The sequence below is a fragment of the Flindersiella endophytica genome (assembly GCF_054779015.1).
This window is the reverse complement of record NZ_BAAGYY010000015.1, coordinates 266599-283399: the sequence shown is the minus strand read 5'-3', so window position 1 is coordinate 283399 and position 16801 is coordinate 266599. Positions and strand designations below refer to the sequence as shown.

General features: G+C 70.0%; 10 protein-coding genes (1 of these 10 cut by a window edge). 5 read left to right on the top strand and 5 right to left on the bottom strand.

All coding sequences use genetic code 11. The annotated features are described in order from the left end of the window. Positions 1 to 10: 10 nt before the first annotated feature. From ACYVF6_RS16805 to eccCa, 4 genes are all read right to left on the bottom strand, one after another. Complete coding sequence (locus ACYVF6_RS16805) at positions 11 to 379, bottom strand: hypothetical protein (RefSeq protein WP_460522190.1); 369 nt, start codon at positions 377 to 379, stop codon at positions 11 to 13. Then, entirely contained in the window at positions 379 to 1608 is a 1230-nt protein-coding gene (locus tag ACYVF6_RS16800) for a hypothetical protein (RefSeq protein ID WP_460522188.1), read from the bottom strand. The genes ACYVF6_RS16805 and ACYVF6_RS16800 overlap by 1 nt, the downstream gene beginning before the upstream one ends. A 328-nt stretch (positions 1609 to 1936) precedes the next feature. After that, entirely contained in the window at positions 1937 to 2314 is a 378-nt protein-coding gene (locus tag ACYVF6_RS16795) for a hypothetical protein (protein WP_460522186.1), read from the bottom strand. Positions 2315 to 2439: 125 nt separating this feature from the next. Continuing rightward, on the bottom strand, positions 2440 to 6498 hold the full coding sequence (eccCa, locus tag ACYVF6_RS16790; RefSeq protein ID WP_460522184.1) for a type VII secretion protein EccC: 4059 nt from the start codon (positions 6496 to 6498) through the stop codon (positions 2440 to 2442). 187 nt (positions 6499 to 6685) lie between these two features. Here eccCa and ACYVF6_RS16785 point away from each other — a divergent pair, with 187 nt between their 5' ends. Both ACYVF6_RS16785 and ACYVF6_RS16780 read left to right on the top strand, forming a co-directional pair. Continuing rightward, on the top strand, positions 6686 to 7039 hold the full coding sequence (locus ACYVF6_RS16785) for a WXG100 family type VII secretion target (protein ID WP_460522182.1): 354 nt from the start codon (positions 6686 to 6688) through the stop codon (positions 7037 to 7039). Between the two features lie 44 nt (positions 7040 to 7083). After that, entirely contained in the window at positions 7084 to 7374 is a 291-nt protein-coding gene (locus ACYVF6_RS16780) for a hypothetical protein (protein WP_460522180.1), read from the top strand. Between the two features lie 93 nt (positions 7375 to 7467). Here ACYVF6_RS16780 and mycP read toward each other — a convergent pair whose 3' ends face one another. Next, the gene (mycP, locus tag ACYVF6_RS16775) at positions 7468 to 8835 is read right to left on the bottom strand and encodes a type VII secretion-associated serine protease mycosin (protein ID WP_460522178.1); all 1368 of its coding nucleotides are present in this window, start codon (positions 8833 to 8835) and stop codon (positions 7468 to 7470) included. 90 nt (positions 8836 to 8925) lie between these two features. On the opposite strand from mycP, the gene ACYVF6_RS16770 reads away from it, so the two are divergent. The 3 genes in view from ACYVF6_RS16770 to ACYVF6_RS16760 are tightly spaced (at most 28 nt apart) and all read left to right on the top strand, a layout consistent with a single transcriptional unit that may run on beyond the window. Beyond that, on the top strand, positions 8926 to 9306 hold the full coding sequence (locus ACYVF6_RS16770) for a YbaB/EbfC family nucleoid-associated protein (RefSeq protein ID WP_460522176.1): 381 nt from the start codon (positions 8926 to 8928) through the stop codon (positions 9304 to 9306). Further along, positions 9303 to 9647, top strand: coding sequence for a hypothetical protein (locus ACYVF6_RS16765; protein WP_460522174.1), 345 nt, complete (start codon positions 9303 to 9305; stop codon positions 9645 to 9647). The genes ACYVF6_RS16770 and ACYVF6_RS16765 overlap by 4 nt, the downstream gene beginning before the upstream one ends. A gap of 28 nt (positions 9648 to 9675) precedes the next feature. Continuing rightward, a protein-coding gene (locus ACYVF6_RS16760) for a glycosyltransferase (RefSeq protein WP_460522172.1) crosses the window boundary here: on the top strand, positions 9676 to 16801 show its start. 20879 nt of this gene lie beyond the right edge of the window; the window shows 7126 of its 28005 coding nt (coding positions 1–7126); it begins with the start codon at positions 9676 to 9678; the stop codon falls past the right edge of the window.

Sequence of the window (16801 nt, the reverse complement as noted above, 5' to 3'; positions counted from 1 at the left end):
CGTCTCCTCACTAAGCCTGGAGGGTTCGGTCGTCGACCGGGACCGTCGTGGGAGCCGTGGTGAACGGGTCCACCGCCCGCTGGGTCTGGACGACGTCGTGCTGGTTGGTCACGTAGGTGTCGCCGATCCGGTTGGCGCCGTCGCGGTAGCCGTAGTGGCCCTGCCGGATCGCCTCGAACTGCGCGACGACAACCTCGGCGGCCTGCTTGTGGGCCTGGTGGAACGCCGTCCCTTCCTGCATCATCGGATGCGAACGGCCCTGGCCGGCCTCGGCGGGCAGCTGCGCGATCGACTCCACGTCGATGTCGAGCTGAGAGGCTCCGGCGAAGTCGCGGAGCGCGCCGGTCCTGATCTGAATATCTGCTGGGTTGTTAGCCATCAGTACTCCCTGACCCTCCTTCGTTCCGTCACTGGACTCGGCTGGTCGACTTCCCAGAGTTCGGAGTCGAGCAGTTCGACGTTCTGGTTCGGCTGGCTCGCCTCGGTCTGCTCCGCCTCCTGGCGAGCTCGGCGAACGGCCGGCCGGCGCTGGCCGTCGCCGCCGCCTCCGGTCCGGCCGCGCAGTCCGGCCGGCACACCCGCCGAGCCTCCGGCCGAACGGTTGCGTCCCGTACCGGTGGCGGGAGCGGTACCGGGCTTGGGCTTTCCCGTGCCCGCGCCGGTTTGCGGCATCATCGGCGGCATCATCGGAGGTACGCCGCCGGCTCCGCTTCCGGCCTGCCCGGCCGATCCGGCGGCCAGCCGGCCCAGGGCCGGCGCCTGGCCGGTGCCAGCGCCCTGCGGAGAGCTGAGGTTGCGGGCGGCCTGCTGGACGTTGGGCGTGTTGGCTCCCGTTCCGCTCCCCGGCCGCGACGAACCGCCGAGGCCGGCCGCCAACGGTCCGCCCCCGATGCCACCGAGGGGGCCTGTGCTGCCTGGCGTGGAAGAGCCGGGCAGGTTCGGCGAGCCCGGCGGTGTCGTGGTGGGAAGGTCCGGAACGGTCGACGGCGGAAGCGTCGACGGGGGAGCACTGGACAAGCCGGTGTCCGGCAAACCCGTGTCGCCGCCGGGAGCCGTGGGATCGCCCGCACCTCCACCTGGCGGCTGTTCCCCGCCGCCACCCCCGGTGGGCTGCTGTTCGCCACCGCCCGGCTGTTGCTGTTGCTGGTCGGGCTGCGGCCCTCCACCTGGCGGAGTGCCGCCCGGACTGCTCGGACCGCCTGGCCCGCCAGGCGCCCTGGGAGTGCGGTTCGGGTCGGTCGGCGCCTCTCCGGCCGCCGGCGCATCGCCCAGATTGTGGTCCTTCATAGCGTCCACTACCGCTCTGGCCGCGTCCTCGAATGCCACGCCGAGGCCGTTCATCACGCCTTTGCCGTCCTGGTCGATCCGCTCCAGCCTGACGATCTCCTCACCGGCCTTGACCTGCAGTTGAACTTGCTTGTTCAGCTCCCTGTCGCCATCCATCGTGTTGGCGTTCGCCCTTGCCGAGGCGAGATCTGCCTGCAGTTGGAGCAGCCTTTTCATCGTGTCGTTGTGATCGGTGACAAGCGGTGGAAGCGCGGTCGCGTTGACTTCTCGGATCACTCCAACAAGCGCGTCCAGCTTGGCGATGTGATCGCCCGTGCTCATCTTGTTTCCTGAGGCCTCGAGGCGACCTTTGTACGCGGTGACCGGTTCCTGGAACGCAGGGTAGAAATTGGGGTCCGGCCAGGCATCCCGTACGCCATGGATGCCGTTCTCCAATTCGGTGGCGCCCTGCACGAGCGCGCCACCGGCTGCCTGCCACATCTGCTTGGCCTGCTGAATCCGGGGCGTGTGGTTTGTCGCCTCGTCCTTCGCCGCTTTCTCGTAGGCTTTGATCGACCAAGGGGCCCCAAGCGCTTCGGTGATTGCCGCGTCGGCGGTGTCTCTGTTCTTGACGATGTACGGGTCTGGAATCATTGCCTTCCCTTTCGGCCTACGCCGACGGCGGTGGGTCGTTGACCTTCTGCGCCAGCAGCAGGTGGTCATCGGCCGCTGGAAGGCCGGGCTCGTGTGGCGAGATGGTCCGCATCGTGTCGGCGACCTCGGCGTCGGTTTGGTCGTACTTGTCGGCCATCCGTTTCGCGCCCTGGCGTAGGCCTTTGACCATCTGGTCGGCCCTGGTGAGGATCTTGATGAGCTCGTCGCTCGCCTGGCGATCGACCGTCCTGAAGTCCACGCAGCCCTTGAGGTTGTCGGAAGTGCAGCCCGATGGGGTGAGGAACTGCTGTACCGGACCGAGGTCGATCTTGATCTGCTCGTTGTAGGCGAACGCCGTCCGTATCCCCTCGGTCCGGACATCAATGTCTGCCATCGCCATCGCCTTTCGTGTACTCACGCTGGTCGGCACCAGTGAAACCGCAAGCAGGGGGCCGAAACGGGGTGCGACAGCAACCGGACACGACTTTGTTCCGGCGCTTGTTTCGGCCCCGCCGCACCTCACTCAGCCGGTGGCCGCCAGGTCAGCTGGACCAGTTGCACCGTCCCGCGGCGGTCGATCAGGAAGCCGCGGCCGGCCGGCAGGATCCGCGCGCGCAGGCCACCGAGCAGCGGCCCTTCCTCCCGGTCACCCGACAGCATCAGGCCCGGCGTGCCGACCTCCCGCAACCGCGCCAGGAACGGCTCGAACAGCCCGCGCCCGGCACCGCCCGACCGCCGCGTGACGATCAGGTGGAGCCCGATCTCGGCGGCCTGCGCGAGGTACGGATACAGCGGCATCATCGGGTGGTCCTTGCCGGTTGCCACCATGTCGTAGTCGTCGACCAGGACGTACACGTCCGGGCCGGTCCACCACGAACGGTTCCGCAGCTGCTCCGGCGTGATGTCCGCGCCCGGCAGCCGCGCGGCGATGGCGCCTGCGACCTGCTCGATCACCGAGGTGGCGATCGCCGGGTTGGTGCCGTAGCCGATCAGGTGGTCGCCGGTGACGGTGCCGAGCAGGCTGTGCCGGTAGTCGACCATCACGATCCGCGCCTGCTCGCTGGTGTAGTTCTCGACGATCCGGCCGGCGATCGTACGCAGGAAGCTGCTCTTGCCGGACTCCGTGTCGCCGAGCAGCAGCAGGTTCGGATCCTCGTTGAGCTTCAGCAGGACCGGCCCGAGCGTGCTCTCCGCGAGACCGATCGCGAGGCCCGCGGATGGGCTGCTCACGCCGGCGAGATCGTCGTACGGCACCTCGGCCGGCAGCAGCCGGATGGCCGGCGCCGGTTCACCGGGCCAGGCCGAGCGGACGGCGGCGACCAGGCCGGGCAGCCCCTCCTGGGCAGGGTCGGTTTGCTCCGCGCCCTCCTCCGTACCGAGGATCGTGCCGATGCTCGATGCGGCCGCACCGCCCGCCGTCACCGGCTCCGGTGGAACGGCGTCCAGGCGAGGCATGGCGGCAAGGAACTGGTGCTTGGTGACCGTGATGCCGCGGCCCGGCGCGTCGGTCGGCACCAGCAGCGCCGTACGCCGGTCGACCATCGAGTCGGTCGGGTCGCCCAGGCGCAGCTCGAGCCGCGTCCCGCACAGGTCGCGGACGTTCGTACGCAGGTCGTACCAGCGCGCGCAGCTGACCATCAGGTGCACGCCGTACGCCAGTCCACGAGTGGCGATGTCGGCCAGCGCCGTCTCCAGGTCCTCGAAGTCGTTGCGGATGGTCAGCCACCCGTCGACGATCAGGAAGACGTCGCCGTACCCGTCGTCGGCGTCGGGCGGCAGCGTGCCGTCGGCCCGCATCCGGCGGTACGCCGCGATGGTGTCCACCCCGTGCTGGCCGAACATCCGCTCGCGTCGGGACAGCACGGTGTTGATCTGAGCGATCGTCCGGCGTACGGCGTCGACGTCCTGCCGGCCCGCGACCATGCCGACATGTGGCAGGCCGCGCAGCGGACCGAGTACGCCACCGCCGAAGTCCAGGCAGTAGAACTGCACCTCGCGAGGCGTGTGGGTGAGCGCGAGCCCGGCGACGATCGTCGTCAGCGTGGTGCTCTTGCCGGACTGCGGCCCGCCGACCACGGCGACATGGCCCGCGCCCGCGGACAGGTCGAGCAGGAGCGGATCCCGGCGCTGCTCCAGCGGCCGGTCGACGATGCCCGCGATCGTACGCAGCGTCCCCGCCAGCTTGGGGTCGGTCGAACCGAGGCCGCGTGCCGCGTCCCGCACGAGCTGCGGCAGTACGCCGTCCATCGAAGGCGACTCGTCGAGCGGCGGCAGCCAGACCTGGTGCGCGGGAGTGCCCCGCCCGGTGAGCCGGTCGACCAGGATGTCCATCAGGCTCTCGCCGAGCTCGTCGTCGCCGTTGCTCGCCGGCACGGCGCTGGCGGCCTCGGCGTTCTCGTCGACGGCGGGCGCGAGGTAACCGGTGCCGTAGCTCATCAGCTCCAGCGTCGGCGCGCCGCTGTTCGCCGGAGCGCCGAGCGTACGGCGGTACCTGCCGGAGACGTAGGCGGAACGGAAGCGCTCCATCGGATCGGTGCCGACCTTCAGGAACCCGTGTCCAGGCGCCCTCGGCAGCCGGAACGCGTCGCCCACGCCGAGCACGACGCGGCTGTCCATCTCGGCGAACGTCCGCAGGCACAACCGGTACGACAGGTGAGCCTCCAGCCCGCGCAGCCGGCCCTCCTCCAGCCGCTGCGAAGCCAGCAGCAGGTGGACGCCGAGCGACCGGCCGACCCGGCCGATCTGCACGAAGATGTCGATGAAGTCCGGACGAGCGGTCAGCAGTTCGCTGAACTCGTCGATGACCACGAGCAGTGTCGGCACCTCGGCCAGCGGCGCGCCGGCCGCGCGGGCCTTCTCGTAGTCGCGCAGCGAGGCGTAGTTGCCGGCCGCGCGCAGCAGCTCCTGCCGCCGGATCAGCTCGCCGTTGATGGCGTCGGTCATCCGGTCGACCAGGTGTAGTTCCTCGGCCAGGTTGGTGATCGTCGCGCTGGTGTGTGGCAGCTTGTCCAGGCGGGTGAACGTCGCGCCGCCCTTGAAGTCGATCAGCGCGAAGTTCAGCGAGTTCGGCGGGTGCGTGACGGCCAGCGCGAGCACGAGCGTACGCAGCAACTCGCTCTTGCCGGAGCCGGTCGCGCCGATCAGCAGGCCGTGCGGGCCCATGCCGTCCTGGGCGGACTCCTTGAGGTCGAGCTCCATCTGCGTACCGTCGGCGCGGATGCCGAGCTTGACCCGCAGCTTGTCGCGGTTCGGCCGCTGCACCCAGGTGTCGTCGGGGTCGAAGAGGAACGGATCGCCGAGCTCGAGCAGCTCGGCCAGCCCCAGGTCGGCGGACATCGGCTGCTCGCCGCCCGCACCGGCGGTCAGCCGAAGCGACGCGAGCTGCCGCGCAAGCCCTTCCACGGTGGGGATATCGGCGGCGTCGGCGGCACCGAGGACCGCCGCCCCGTCCATCGTCTCGCTGTTCAGCGTGCCCGTCTCGTCGACGTCCAGGACCAGCATGCTCGGGTCCAGAGCGCGCGGAGGTGCAGTGGTCAGGTCGAGGACGGTCACGCCCTCGATGCCCGTCCCGGTCATCAGGTGGTCGGAGCCCGCGATGTCGCCGCCGTCGAGGATCACGACGATGTGCGGACCGGACGGAATGGTCGGGTTGTCGACGTCGAACCGCGGCCGCGATACGAGCAGGTCCTCGAGCATCGCCTCGATCGTGGTGACCGTCGGAGCGACCATGCGCAACGGTCCGGCGGCATCGACCTTCTCCGGGTGCAGTGCGTGGGGCAGCCACTTGAGCCACTCCCAGTCCGCGCGCTCGTCCTCACCGGCGCACACCGTGACGCGCAGATCGTCGGGTGCGTGGAACGTGCCGAGCTGGGCCAGCAGCGCGCGCACCATCGCGATCGTGCGTTCACGATCGCCGGGAAGGTAGATCCGGCCGAAGCCGGTGAGTGGAAGCGCGACCGGCTGGTCGGGGATCGACTTGTACGTGGTGAGGAAACGCCGCAGCGCGAGTGCTGACAACGGCTCGAGCCGTTCCAGCGGCTGCGTGTCCGGCGGAACCAGTGTGATCGTCGGATCCTGCGGTCCGCTGCCGATCCGGACCACCGCGAAGTCCTCGTCGTCGCGGCGGCGTTCCCACAGCCGGTAGCTCGGTGCGAGCGACCACAGGGCGTCCGGCTCCGGGTGGATGTAGTCGAGCGCGTCGCGTTGGCTGTCAACCGCACGTAGCACCCGCAGCCGCTGCTGGGCCAGATGTTGCAGGTACGCACGGCGGGCGAACCGCATCTCCTGCTTGTTCGACCCACCGCCGGCGACCAGCCCGACGACCAGCATGCCGATCATCGCGGCGCCGAACAGGCCGAAGAACACGTAGCGGACCGACCCGGCTCCCCCTCCCATAGAGGTGGAGTACAGCACGACCATGCCGCCCATCATCAGCACCATCGGCAGCATCATCAGCATGTACATCCACTGCCGCCCGCCCGGCTCCGGTAGCTCCGGCGGTGCCTCCAGCAGCAGCTCGCCGCCGGGCAGTTCGGGAGCCGGCCGCCGGACCGGCCGCCGCACCACCATCGTCGCCATCTCCCCACCTCCGATTGGTTCCAGCACGTGTCGCAGGACATTCGCTCCTGATCGTCGCGGTGTCGGAAGGTTGGACGTTCGTGCTGGCAGGAACCTGACGTGGCCCGGAACGCAGTGAGATCCCGCTTACCGTCGTCGTGGCAACACGCCGAACTATCGCTTCAACCAGAACGAGAGGAGTGACTCGATGTCCGGGAATCTGCTGCACGGTATTACCGAAGACATGCAGCACCTCGCTGCGCGCACCAGGCAGATCGGTGACTCGATCCACACAAACACGACGACGCTGGGCGGACAGCTCGACGCCGGACTGCGCCCGGGGTTCATGGGCGCCGGCGGGAACGCGTTCTTCACTGGCCAGACCGACTGGGACACGCGGACCAAGACCCTGATCGCGCTGGCCTACCAGGACCAGGGCGACACGGTCGGTCGGGCCGGCCAGCAGTACGACATGACCGACCTCGACGTCCAGTCGCAGCAGTCCGGCGTGCAGGGGTTCGGCAGCGGCAGCATCGCAGGCGCCATCAACCCGTCCGCCTGAGCGGCTGCGGAGTCTGGAAGCCAAGGGGACAGAAAGGAAGAAGCATGCACATCCGAGCCGAGTTCGGCGCGATGGACGCGGCCGTCGGCCAGATGACCGGCGCCCGCCAGCGGCAGGAGGACGACAACCTGCTGCAGCGCAACCAAGTTCTGGCTTCGCAGGATTTCTGGAGCGACGACGCCAACACGCAGGGCCAGTTCATCGCGAACGACATGGTCTTCCGGCAGGGCGTCTCCAGTTGCGACGAGCTGGGGGCGCGTGGCCAGGCCACGACGACCTCCCGGGGTCTGATGGAGAACTGCGTCAACGCGGTGCGTGGCACCTTCTCGGCCTGAGCCGGGACGCCCGCGCGAATCCGCGTACAAAACCGAACGGGCCCGGACAGCGCGAGCTGTCCGGGCCCGTTTCGGCTTGCCCGGTTGGGATTCTCAGGGGTCGAGCAGTCCGGGCGGCAACACGAACGGGTCGTCGGGCTGGTCGTTCGACTGCTTGCGGGACGGCGTGGTTTGGAACAGCTCCTCGGGCGGCGGCTCGTCAGCGCGCGGCCGCTTCTGGTCGACCTCGGCCCGGGCCGGCCGCCAGCGACGACGCCGGCCGAGGACGAGCGCGATGCCGAGCAGCCCGGCCATCGCCGCACCGCCGAGTGTCAGCAGACCGATCGTCCGGGCGTGGGTGCCGGCGTCGTCCCACCAGGCGGCTTCGGCGACCACGGCCGGGTCGGGAGTCGTTCGCTCGGCGTCCGGCACCGCGGCAGGCGTCCGCCCACCCATGCCTTCGGTGACCGCGCGGTACGGGTCGACGACGCCGGCGCCGTACGCCAGCGAGCCCGGCCCGCCGCGCGCCGGTGTCGCGGTGGCAAGCAGCCGTTGCGTGACCTGCTGCGCGGTGAGCTCGGGCCACGCGGACCGCACCAGCGCGGCTGTGCCCGAGACGAACGGCGCGGCGAAGCTGGTGCCCCGGACGTACTGGTGTCCGGCCTGCCGGGTCGCGGTCAGGACGCCGTCGCCGGGCGCCACCAGGTCGACGTACCGGCCGATCTGGGAGTTGTTGGACCGCGCGCCCGCGATGTCGATCGCTCCGACGCCGAGTACGCCCTCGTAGGCCGCGGGGTAGGACGGGAGGTCGGGCGCACCGTCGTTCTCGCCCTGGGCGTTGCCGACGGCCGCGACGATCAGCACATCCTTCTTCTGCGCGTACTGGATCGCGGCACGCACCTGCTTGTGGTCGCGAAGTCCGGACAGCGAGAGGTTGATGACCTTGGCGCCCTGGTCGGCTGCGTAGCGGATGCCGCGGGCGAGCACGTTCGGGTCGATCACCCTGGTGTCGCCGTTGTCGGTCATCTCCCGGTCGCTGATTCGTACCGGCAGGATCCTCGCGTTCGGTGCGACGCCGTGGAAGCCGATGCGGTCCAGCTTGTCGCCGGCGATGATGCTGGCGACGCCGGTGCCGTGCGACACACAGTCGTAGTTGCCGGGCAGCCTGCCGACCAGGAAGAAGTCGCGGCCGCGCAGCACCTTGCCCTTGCGGCGCAGCTGCGGATGGTCGGCGTCGACGCCGGAGTCGACGACGGCGACCGTGACACCGGCGCCGGTGCTGAAAGGCCAGGCCCGCTCCGGGTCGAGATACTGCTGCGCCCACGGCAGCTGGCGGACCACCGGCCGGGCCGGCTCCGGGTTCGTGCATGCGCCCTTGGGCGGTTTGGCCGCGGCGCTCGGCACACCGGCCGGAACCACGAAGACGATGGACGCCAGCAGCGCGGCGCACAAGTACGCGGAGACTCGTCTCACTCGCAGCATCGTTCCCGCCGGCAGGCCGTGCAACGGCCGCCTGGCAGGAACAGGTCATGGTCGCCGTTGCCCGCCCGGATGGACCGATCGTGGATGGCGATGAGCCAGATACGTGGAGATGCGGACGATCCCAGCGACCTGGAAGCGCTCGAGCGCCAGGTCCTGAAGCTGCGTGACGCGCTGGACGACACGGAGTGCACGGCCGAAACCGCCGACGGGCTGATCGAGGCGACCGTCAACGGCCGCGGCAACGTGCTCGGGCTCCGGCTCGATCCGCGGATCTACCGGAACCAGGACTGCGAGGTGCTGGCGGCAGACATCCTCGATGCCATCCGCCAGGCAACGGAGCAGGCGCAGGCGAAGGTCGCGCGCTCGGCCGACAAGGCGCTGTTGCCTCCGGACCTGCCGCCCGAGCTCGCCGACCTCGAGATCGAGCCGTTCCTGCACCAGCTGAACCGACTGAAGGGCAGGCCCACATGAGCGCCGACATGGACATGTTCCCGGACTCCTCGATGAGCGCGACGAGCACGCTGGCCCGGGCGGCTCATGACTTCGCGGCCGCCTGGCCGGGGCTGGCCGCGCAGATCCGGGCAGCGGAGGCCGCGCTCGGAAGCGGCCGCGCGGTCGGAGACATGGTCAGCGGCGCGTTCCGGGAGAAGTACAACCGTGCTGTGCCATCGGTCATGGAGGGCGCCAACGGGCTGGCGCAGATGTTCGGTGAAGGGGTGACCACGTCGCGGGGACACATCGGGAACTACGTCGAGACCGACGGCGTGGCGGTGCCGGCCCTGATGGCATCCGCCAAGCGGGCCTGGGTCTAGGCACCGTAACCGCGTCGAGGGCCAACCGATGATCGACAAGCCGACTGGCGGAGGCTTCGCCTGGCTCGACTGGCTGGTCTCAATGGTCTGGCCGACCATCGACCAGGATGCGCTCCGTCAGCTCAGCACGGCGTGGCGAACCGCCGCGACCCTGGTGGACAAGGCGGTCCGCGAAGGCGACCTGTCGTCCGGCCAGCTCGCGGACGGCTGGCTGGACGCCCAGGGCCAGCGGATCGCCGCGCTCATCCGTGAGCTCGGAGGTGACAGCGGACAGGGCCTGCGTGCGCTGGTCGACGAGATGAACCAGCTCGCCGACGAGACCGAGCACTTCGACAACCAGGTCAGCGACATGAAGAACATGATCCGGAATGAGCTGTACCTGGCGCTGATCCTGCTGATCGCGACGCTGGTGCTGCCACCGATCGTCGCTCAGGGCACGCAGACGGGCATCATCTGGAAGACGCTGGCCCGGATCGCCGCGATCGTCAACCGGATCGCCGGCACGCTGCGGGTCACCGGCCTCGCCGGCGGAACCAAGCCGTTCCTGCTGCGGCTGTTCAGCCTCGAGCAGCTCAAGGACATGGCGTGGGAAGGGCTCGAGGAAGTCGGGCTGGAGATCAAGAGCCAGTGGGACGCCATCCAGCAGGGCTATCGTCAGGGCTTCGACTTCCGGGCCATCGTGATCAACGGCCTGGCGGGTGTGTTCGGCAGCCCGCTTGGCACGATGGTCAACGCGCCGCTCGAATACCTGCGGGCGCTGCTTCGGCGGACGCCGGAACCGCCGCCTGACTCGGCTCGCAAAGCGCTTGCCGACACGCTGCAGGCAGGCGTGACCAACGCCATCACCTCGCCGCCATCGGGCGTCATCGCCGACAACGTCGTGAACGCGGCCGCGCCCGTACAGCTGCCGCCGGGCCAGGAGCGGCCGGCGCTCATGCAGCAGTTGGTGCAGGCCTACCAGACCGGCGCGATCATGTCGTTCGCGATCGGTTTCGGCCGGGCCGGGCTCGTGCACATCGGCTCCTCCGCCGGGGACGCGATGTACAAGCACTTCGGCTGGAAGTACGCGGATGCCAGCGGTGCCGCGGGCAACGGCAGCAACGCGGGTGATGGCGGTGCCGCAGGTGAGAGCGGCGCTGCCGGCAGTGGCGCCCCCACGCCGACACCCAGTCCCACGCCTGGCGGCCCTGCGCCCGGAGCGCCCACTCCGGGGAACGCGTCTCCGCCGGCACCCGTCCCCCAGAGGCCCGCGCCCGTACCTGCTGCGCCCGCACCGCCGTCGGCGCCCACTCCCCCCTCGGCGCCCACACCCCCACCAGCCGCGCCCAACCCTGCACCCGCGCCGGTCCCCGTCGCCGCGTCGGCGGACGTAGATGTCCCGTCGCAACCGCCTTCCGGTCCGCCGGACAGCGGAGGTCCTCCAGCCGTGGTCACGCCCGACGTCGGTTCCGATGTCGTCGCCGCTCAGTTGGATGCCGCGCCGCAGGACGGGCAGCCGGGAGTGCAGCAGCCCGTGGCACCCAGCCCGCAACCGCCGGCAGCGCCGCCGGTTGCTCCGCCGGCCACTCCGCCGTCGACGCCAGTGCCGGCCGCACCGAACGGGGTCACTCCGCCACCGGCCACTCCACCGGCGACGCAGGTGCCCGCGGGTGCTCCGGCGTACGCCTCCGTCACGACGCCCGATGTGGCCACTCCGGACCCGGTCGACCACGCGGACCGAGGCTCCGAGCGGATTCTGAGCCGCGGCCTGGATGGCGTCCCGCCCTCCGGTCCGCGCTCACCGAACTGGCGCCGGACCGAGCCACGCCCTGCAGGCCCTTCTTCGCGATCGGGAGCACCGCCGGGCAACCGGGACGGCCGGCGCACGTCGAGGTTCGGTGGCCCCGACGCCGGGCCTGCCGGAGTCCCGGCGGAAGCCACCACAGCGGGCCCACGTCCGGCAGCGGCCCGTTCCGGCTCGACGGAAGGTCCGGCGCGGCCCCGCACACAGCCGGTGGTCACGGTGGCGGGAGCTCCAGGTTCAGAGGCAGCAGCGCCCGTCGCCGTCGACGGTCCGAGCGGAAACCCAGCCGTCATCGAGTCGGCCGGCACGCGATGGGTCCGCGACCCCGACGGCTGGTACGTGTCGCAGCAGGACGGGTCGTTCCAGCGCGGACAGAACACCGATGGTCAGCCGGACACGGTTCAGGTGCCGGCGGGGTCCAGGGCCGTATTCGACGGCACTGGAGAGCTGCGGCTGGTCGTACTGCCGGATGGCACCAGCTACGACCGCGGCCTGGACGGCATCTGGTCGAGGGGGCGCACCGGCAGCGGCGAGATTGTCGTCGCCAAGACCGACGGGCCGACTCACCTCGACCTCGCCGACGGGACGACGGTCGAGCTGGCCAGTGAGAACGAGGTCGTCCGCGACCAGGTCACAGGTGACGCGGTCGCCTACCGCGAGGTGAGGGACCAGAACGGCGAGCGGCTCAACGACCCACGCGTGTTCGTACGTGCCACGGACGGCGCCTGGACCGAGACACCCGCGCCGGTGCTTGCGGTGGAGTTCGAGGCCTGGCTGGCCGGCGCGAACCAGGCCTTCGATACCGCGAAAACACTGCACGACATTGCGGCAAGATCGGGTCCGAGTGTTCCCGAGAACCAGCGTCTGGTGAACCTCGAGGACGACGCACTGCGCGACCTGGTGTTGCACGGGACCCGCGAGGACGCGATAGCGGCGATCTACGAAGCCGTACTTCGCAAAAAGGGTGTCGCGTTGCGATGGACTCAGATCGAGGCCGTCCACGCGTTCGCCGCAGGCAAGAACGTCAACATGGCCGCAGGAGAAGGCAAGTCGTGGCTGTTCCTGGTCGACGCCGCCCTGCAGGCAGTACGGGATGGCGTTGACGCCGTGCAGGTGATCACCACTCGCGGGAACCTGGCCGACCGGGAGTTCGAGAGCTACGTCGAGCTCCTCGAGCAGTTCGGCTTCGACATCCACCGGATGGACGCCGACGAGATGCCGCCCCTGCCGGTGGACGGCCGGCCCACGATCTACGTCGGTACCAGCCAGGATGTCGGCTTCAGCCATCTCAAGAACAATCTGGTGCCCGGCCAGAGGGAGTCCGGCGTCACCATCATCGACGCCAGCATCGACGAGGTGGACGAGGCGATCGTCTACTCCAACCCGACGTACATCATCAGCGAAGGCGCCGGTCGGCTCGCGCCCGAGGAGGTCGCCGCGCCGGTCAGGTGGGCGAACGACTTCTTCGCCGACAACCTGGCCAACGGAAACCTCACCGAAGCCGACTTCGGTTGGCGGCCAGGGTCCGGTCGTCCGCCGGCGTTGACCAGGGCCGGCCGGCGGAAGGTGAGGCAGCTGCTCGGAAGGCCGTTGTCCAAGGCCGAGCGCGACAGACTGAACATGGCTGCCACCGCGCACCTGGAGTACAAGGCGAAGGTCCATTACGTCGTGCGCGGCGACAAGATCCTCATCGTCGACCAGACGACCCACGAGGTCCTCTTCGACCCCGAGACGTCGACGGAGAGCCGGTGGAACGGCGGGCTGGCTCAGGCGATCGAGGCCAAGCACGGTCTGCCCATCCGCGACGACCCCGAGACCAACAAGAGCATCAACGCACAGCAGCTCTACTCCGGCGAGCCCTACAACCGGGTCGTCGGCGCCTCCGGTACCGCACAAGGCAAGGGTGAGCAGTTCCAGCAGGCAGGCATGTCCGGCGAGATCGCCGGGATCCTGCGCTACTACCAGTCCCGGCTGGGCAGGGAGGCAGCGCACGTCTCCGAAAACGAGGACGCGAAGCTCGACTTGATCGCCGAGCACACCCGCGACATGCAGTCCGACAGCGGACGGCCGCAGGCGATCCTCGCCCACCGCAACGATCTCGTGGGGAAGATATCCGAGCGGCTGCACGACAGCGGGGTGCCGCACACCGCGATCGACGCCGACTGGTTCGCGGAGCAGATGGAGAACGGGGGGAGGGCCGGCGCGGAGGCCGCGTTCAAGGAAGTGATCGAGAGAGCCGGCGAGCTCGGCCACGTCCTGGTCATCAACATGCAGGGCGCGCGCGGCGTCGACATCTCGATCAGCGCCGAGTCCAAGGCCGCGGGCGGCCTGCACGTGCGGGTCACCGCGCACTCCGGAGTGTCGCAGGACATCGACATCCAGGCCGAGAACCGCGCCGCGCGTAGCGGCGACCCCGGCAGCGTCAGCTACTACATCTCGCCCGACGACGACGCGTTCCAGCTGTCGTACAACGAGAACGTCCAGCTCGCGGTCATCAGATACACCGAAGCGGCAGCGGCCGACCAGGCCGACTCGACCGAGACGACGCGGGACTCGTTGACGCACGCCGAGCAGGAGCTCCGCGACCAGGTGTCCGTCGCCCAGGCCGAGGCAGCGGCCCGATCGCTCAGCACCACCACGCCACCACCCGACACCAAGACCTCCAGCGACCCACCGACGACGGACAAGCCACCGCCGACCGGCGACGGCCCTGCCAGCGCCGACGACGGATCCGACGGCCGGGACCGTCTCCTCGACCTCGCCGCTGCCACCACCCGTACCAGCGACGGCACAGTCGACACGGAAGCCCTGCAGCGGTTGCTCGGCGCAGCGCCGGAGGTGCCAGGGCTGGAGGGCACCAGTGAGCAGCAACGGGAGGCGTTGCGGAGCTACGTTGCGGAGGTGCTGGGTGTCCAGCCGCAGGCCATCGACGTCGCGGCGGTGACCGGCCAGACCGAAGGCACCTCGCAGGCATCGGTGTTCTGGGTGGTTGGGCAGGACGGGTCGCCGGCAGCGATCGTGAAGTACTCGCCGAATCTGAACGAGTTCGCTCAAGAGTTGTCGGCGGCGCAGCATGGCCGCGATGGCGGGTTCGGTCGTCTGGCGGTGCCGGCCGTGCTCGGAGTCGGCGTCGGGCAGGTCGACGGTTCTCCGGTCGGCGTCATCGTCTCCTCCGTCGCGCCGGGTCGGGCGGTCGACGAGCTGTTGTCCGAGGTGGTGAACGCGCAGCCGGGCAAGGATCGGGACGAGGCGCTGGCGGTACTGAAGCAGGCGCTGGCAGCGGTAGGGGTGGCGATGGCCGACCTGCACTACGGCGTGCCGTCGCCGGCCGACCCGGCCGCGGCGCTGGAGGAGGACATCGCGCGGGCGATGGCCGCACTGGAGGCGCAGGTCCCGCCGTACCTGAGGCCGTCGTCGTTGGTGCACGGCGACTTCAATCCCCGCAACGTCTTCTACGACCCCACCACCGGCACGGTGACCGCGATCGACCTGCCCTACCTGCACCGGTCGATGGACGCCGCCGGCAACCCGACAGGCACTCCCGCGCGGGACATCAGGGAGTTCCTGCGCGGCCTGACCAACCTGCACGAGGGCCCGCGGGCCCGCAAGCTGCTGCCACTACGCGAGCTGGAAGCGGCGTTCCTCCATGCCTACAACGAGATCGGCGGCCAGCAGGTCGAGCCAGGCTTCGGCTTCCGAAAGGAACGTGGCCCGTCCGGACCGGCCGCGGCCTACCACCAGGCGCGCGAGCACCTGGCCAGGATCACAGATCTGCGCCGTGCCCTGTCCGCGCAGGATGTCGCACCCGAGGACCGGACAGCGCTGGAGGAGCAGGTCGGTCTGCAGCTCGCGCGGCTGCGGGAGTTGCTCGGCGAGACAGGCAACGAGGATGAGGCCCACCCGTCGCGGGAGGACATCGAGCTGTTCGTCGAGTACCACCGGCAGTTCTGGAGTGCCCGCAACCGCCAGTTGACCGACGACGAGATCGCGGCCATCACCGAGCAGCTGCTGGGCGGCGGTCCCGGTCTCTCTGTGGAGCGACCCGACGAGGACGTGCTCGCGTCGGCGCAGGCCCGGATGCGTGACCTGCAAGCCGAGGTCGCCCGGACCGAGGGCCAGGAGGCTCGGGAGGCGGCGATCCATGCCGTCGCCGTGCAGGCGCGAATCGTCGCCAGGCTGAAGCGGGACCTGCCGGCCGACGGAACAGACACAGCGGCACCACAGTGGCACCAGGACGTCGTCGAGGAGCTGATCCCTCGCGACTCCAGCGGAAACCCGATTCCGTTCAGCAACGCCGACATCTGGGGCCCGGCGACCAACAGCGCCCTCCCCGAACGCGACCGCAACTGCGTCGAGGCGGCGCGGGCCCACGTCCGCACCAGGTATGGCGTGCCGACCGCCGCGGCACCTCCGGTTGGTCCGGGCGGCGTACCGTTCGGGGCGCTCGACCTGGAGCTCGAGTTCGGCGGCCGGTTCCAGCAGATCACCACCCTGGAGCAGCTCGAGCAAGCGCTGCGAGAGGTAGGGCACGGCGCCACCGCGCTGATCATTCACCGGGAAGCCGGCAGCGAGCTCGGCCACGTCGTCGTCGCCGAGTACAACGACGCGCCCGACACACCAGAGCACATCCGCGGGGTCTCCTACTTCGACGGCGGTCGCCGGCTCACAAGCCTCGACCTCGCCGCCGGGACGACCAGCGGGTTCGTCGTCGACGCCACCATGGACGCCGTACCCATCACCGACGCGGCCGGGAACGTCCTCGGCCGTGGCCTCGGCAACAGCCTCCCGCCCACGCCCGCCTACTTCGCACCGGACTCGGCCGAAGCTCTTGCCTGGAACGAAGAGCTGGCCGGCGCGCTCGGCCAACCCGTCGTCGAGGAGCTCGTGCTCGCCGGCCGGCCGCAGGACGGCCGGCAGCGTTTCGACATCGAGCTCGCCAACGCGGAGTCGCGTACGGGCGCGCCTGTGCAACTGCTTGTCGACACCGGGATGGAGCCGCTCGCCCAGCCCGCGCAGGAATCCTCCGCCGCGGTTCTCGAAGCCATCCGCCGGGTCGAGTCCATGGTCAGGAACCGGGCGGCCGTGAAGTCCGCACGGGATCGGGTCACCGAGGTACGCCGCCGAAACCGCGCGGCCCGCTTCGTCACCGCCTCGATGCGCTCGGAGCTGGGCAGCGCGCGGGACGCGTGGGACGTCGCGCGCACAGTCGATCGCAGGGCCTTCCTGTTGCTGACAAGAGAAGACGGCTCCACCAGCCGGGTGATGTTGCGAAACGACTGGGGCCGGCTTCCCCGCTGGACGGACACCGACGGGCAGCCGATCGATCGCCGTGCTTTCGTCGCGGCCCTGTCGGAGGTCGTGACGGTGGAGG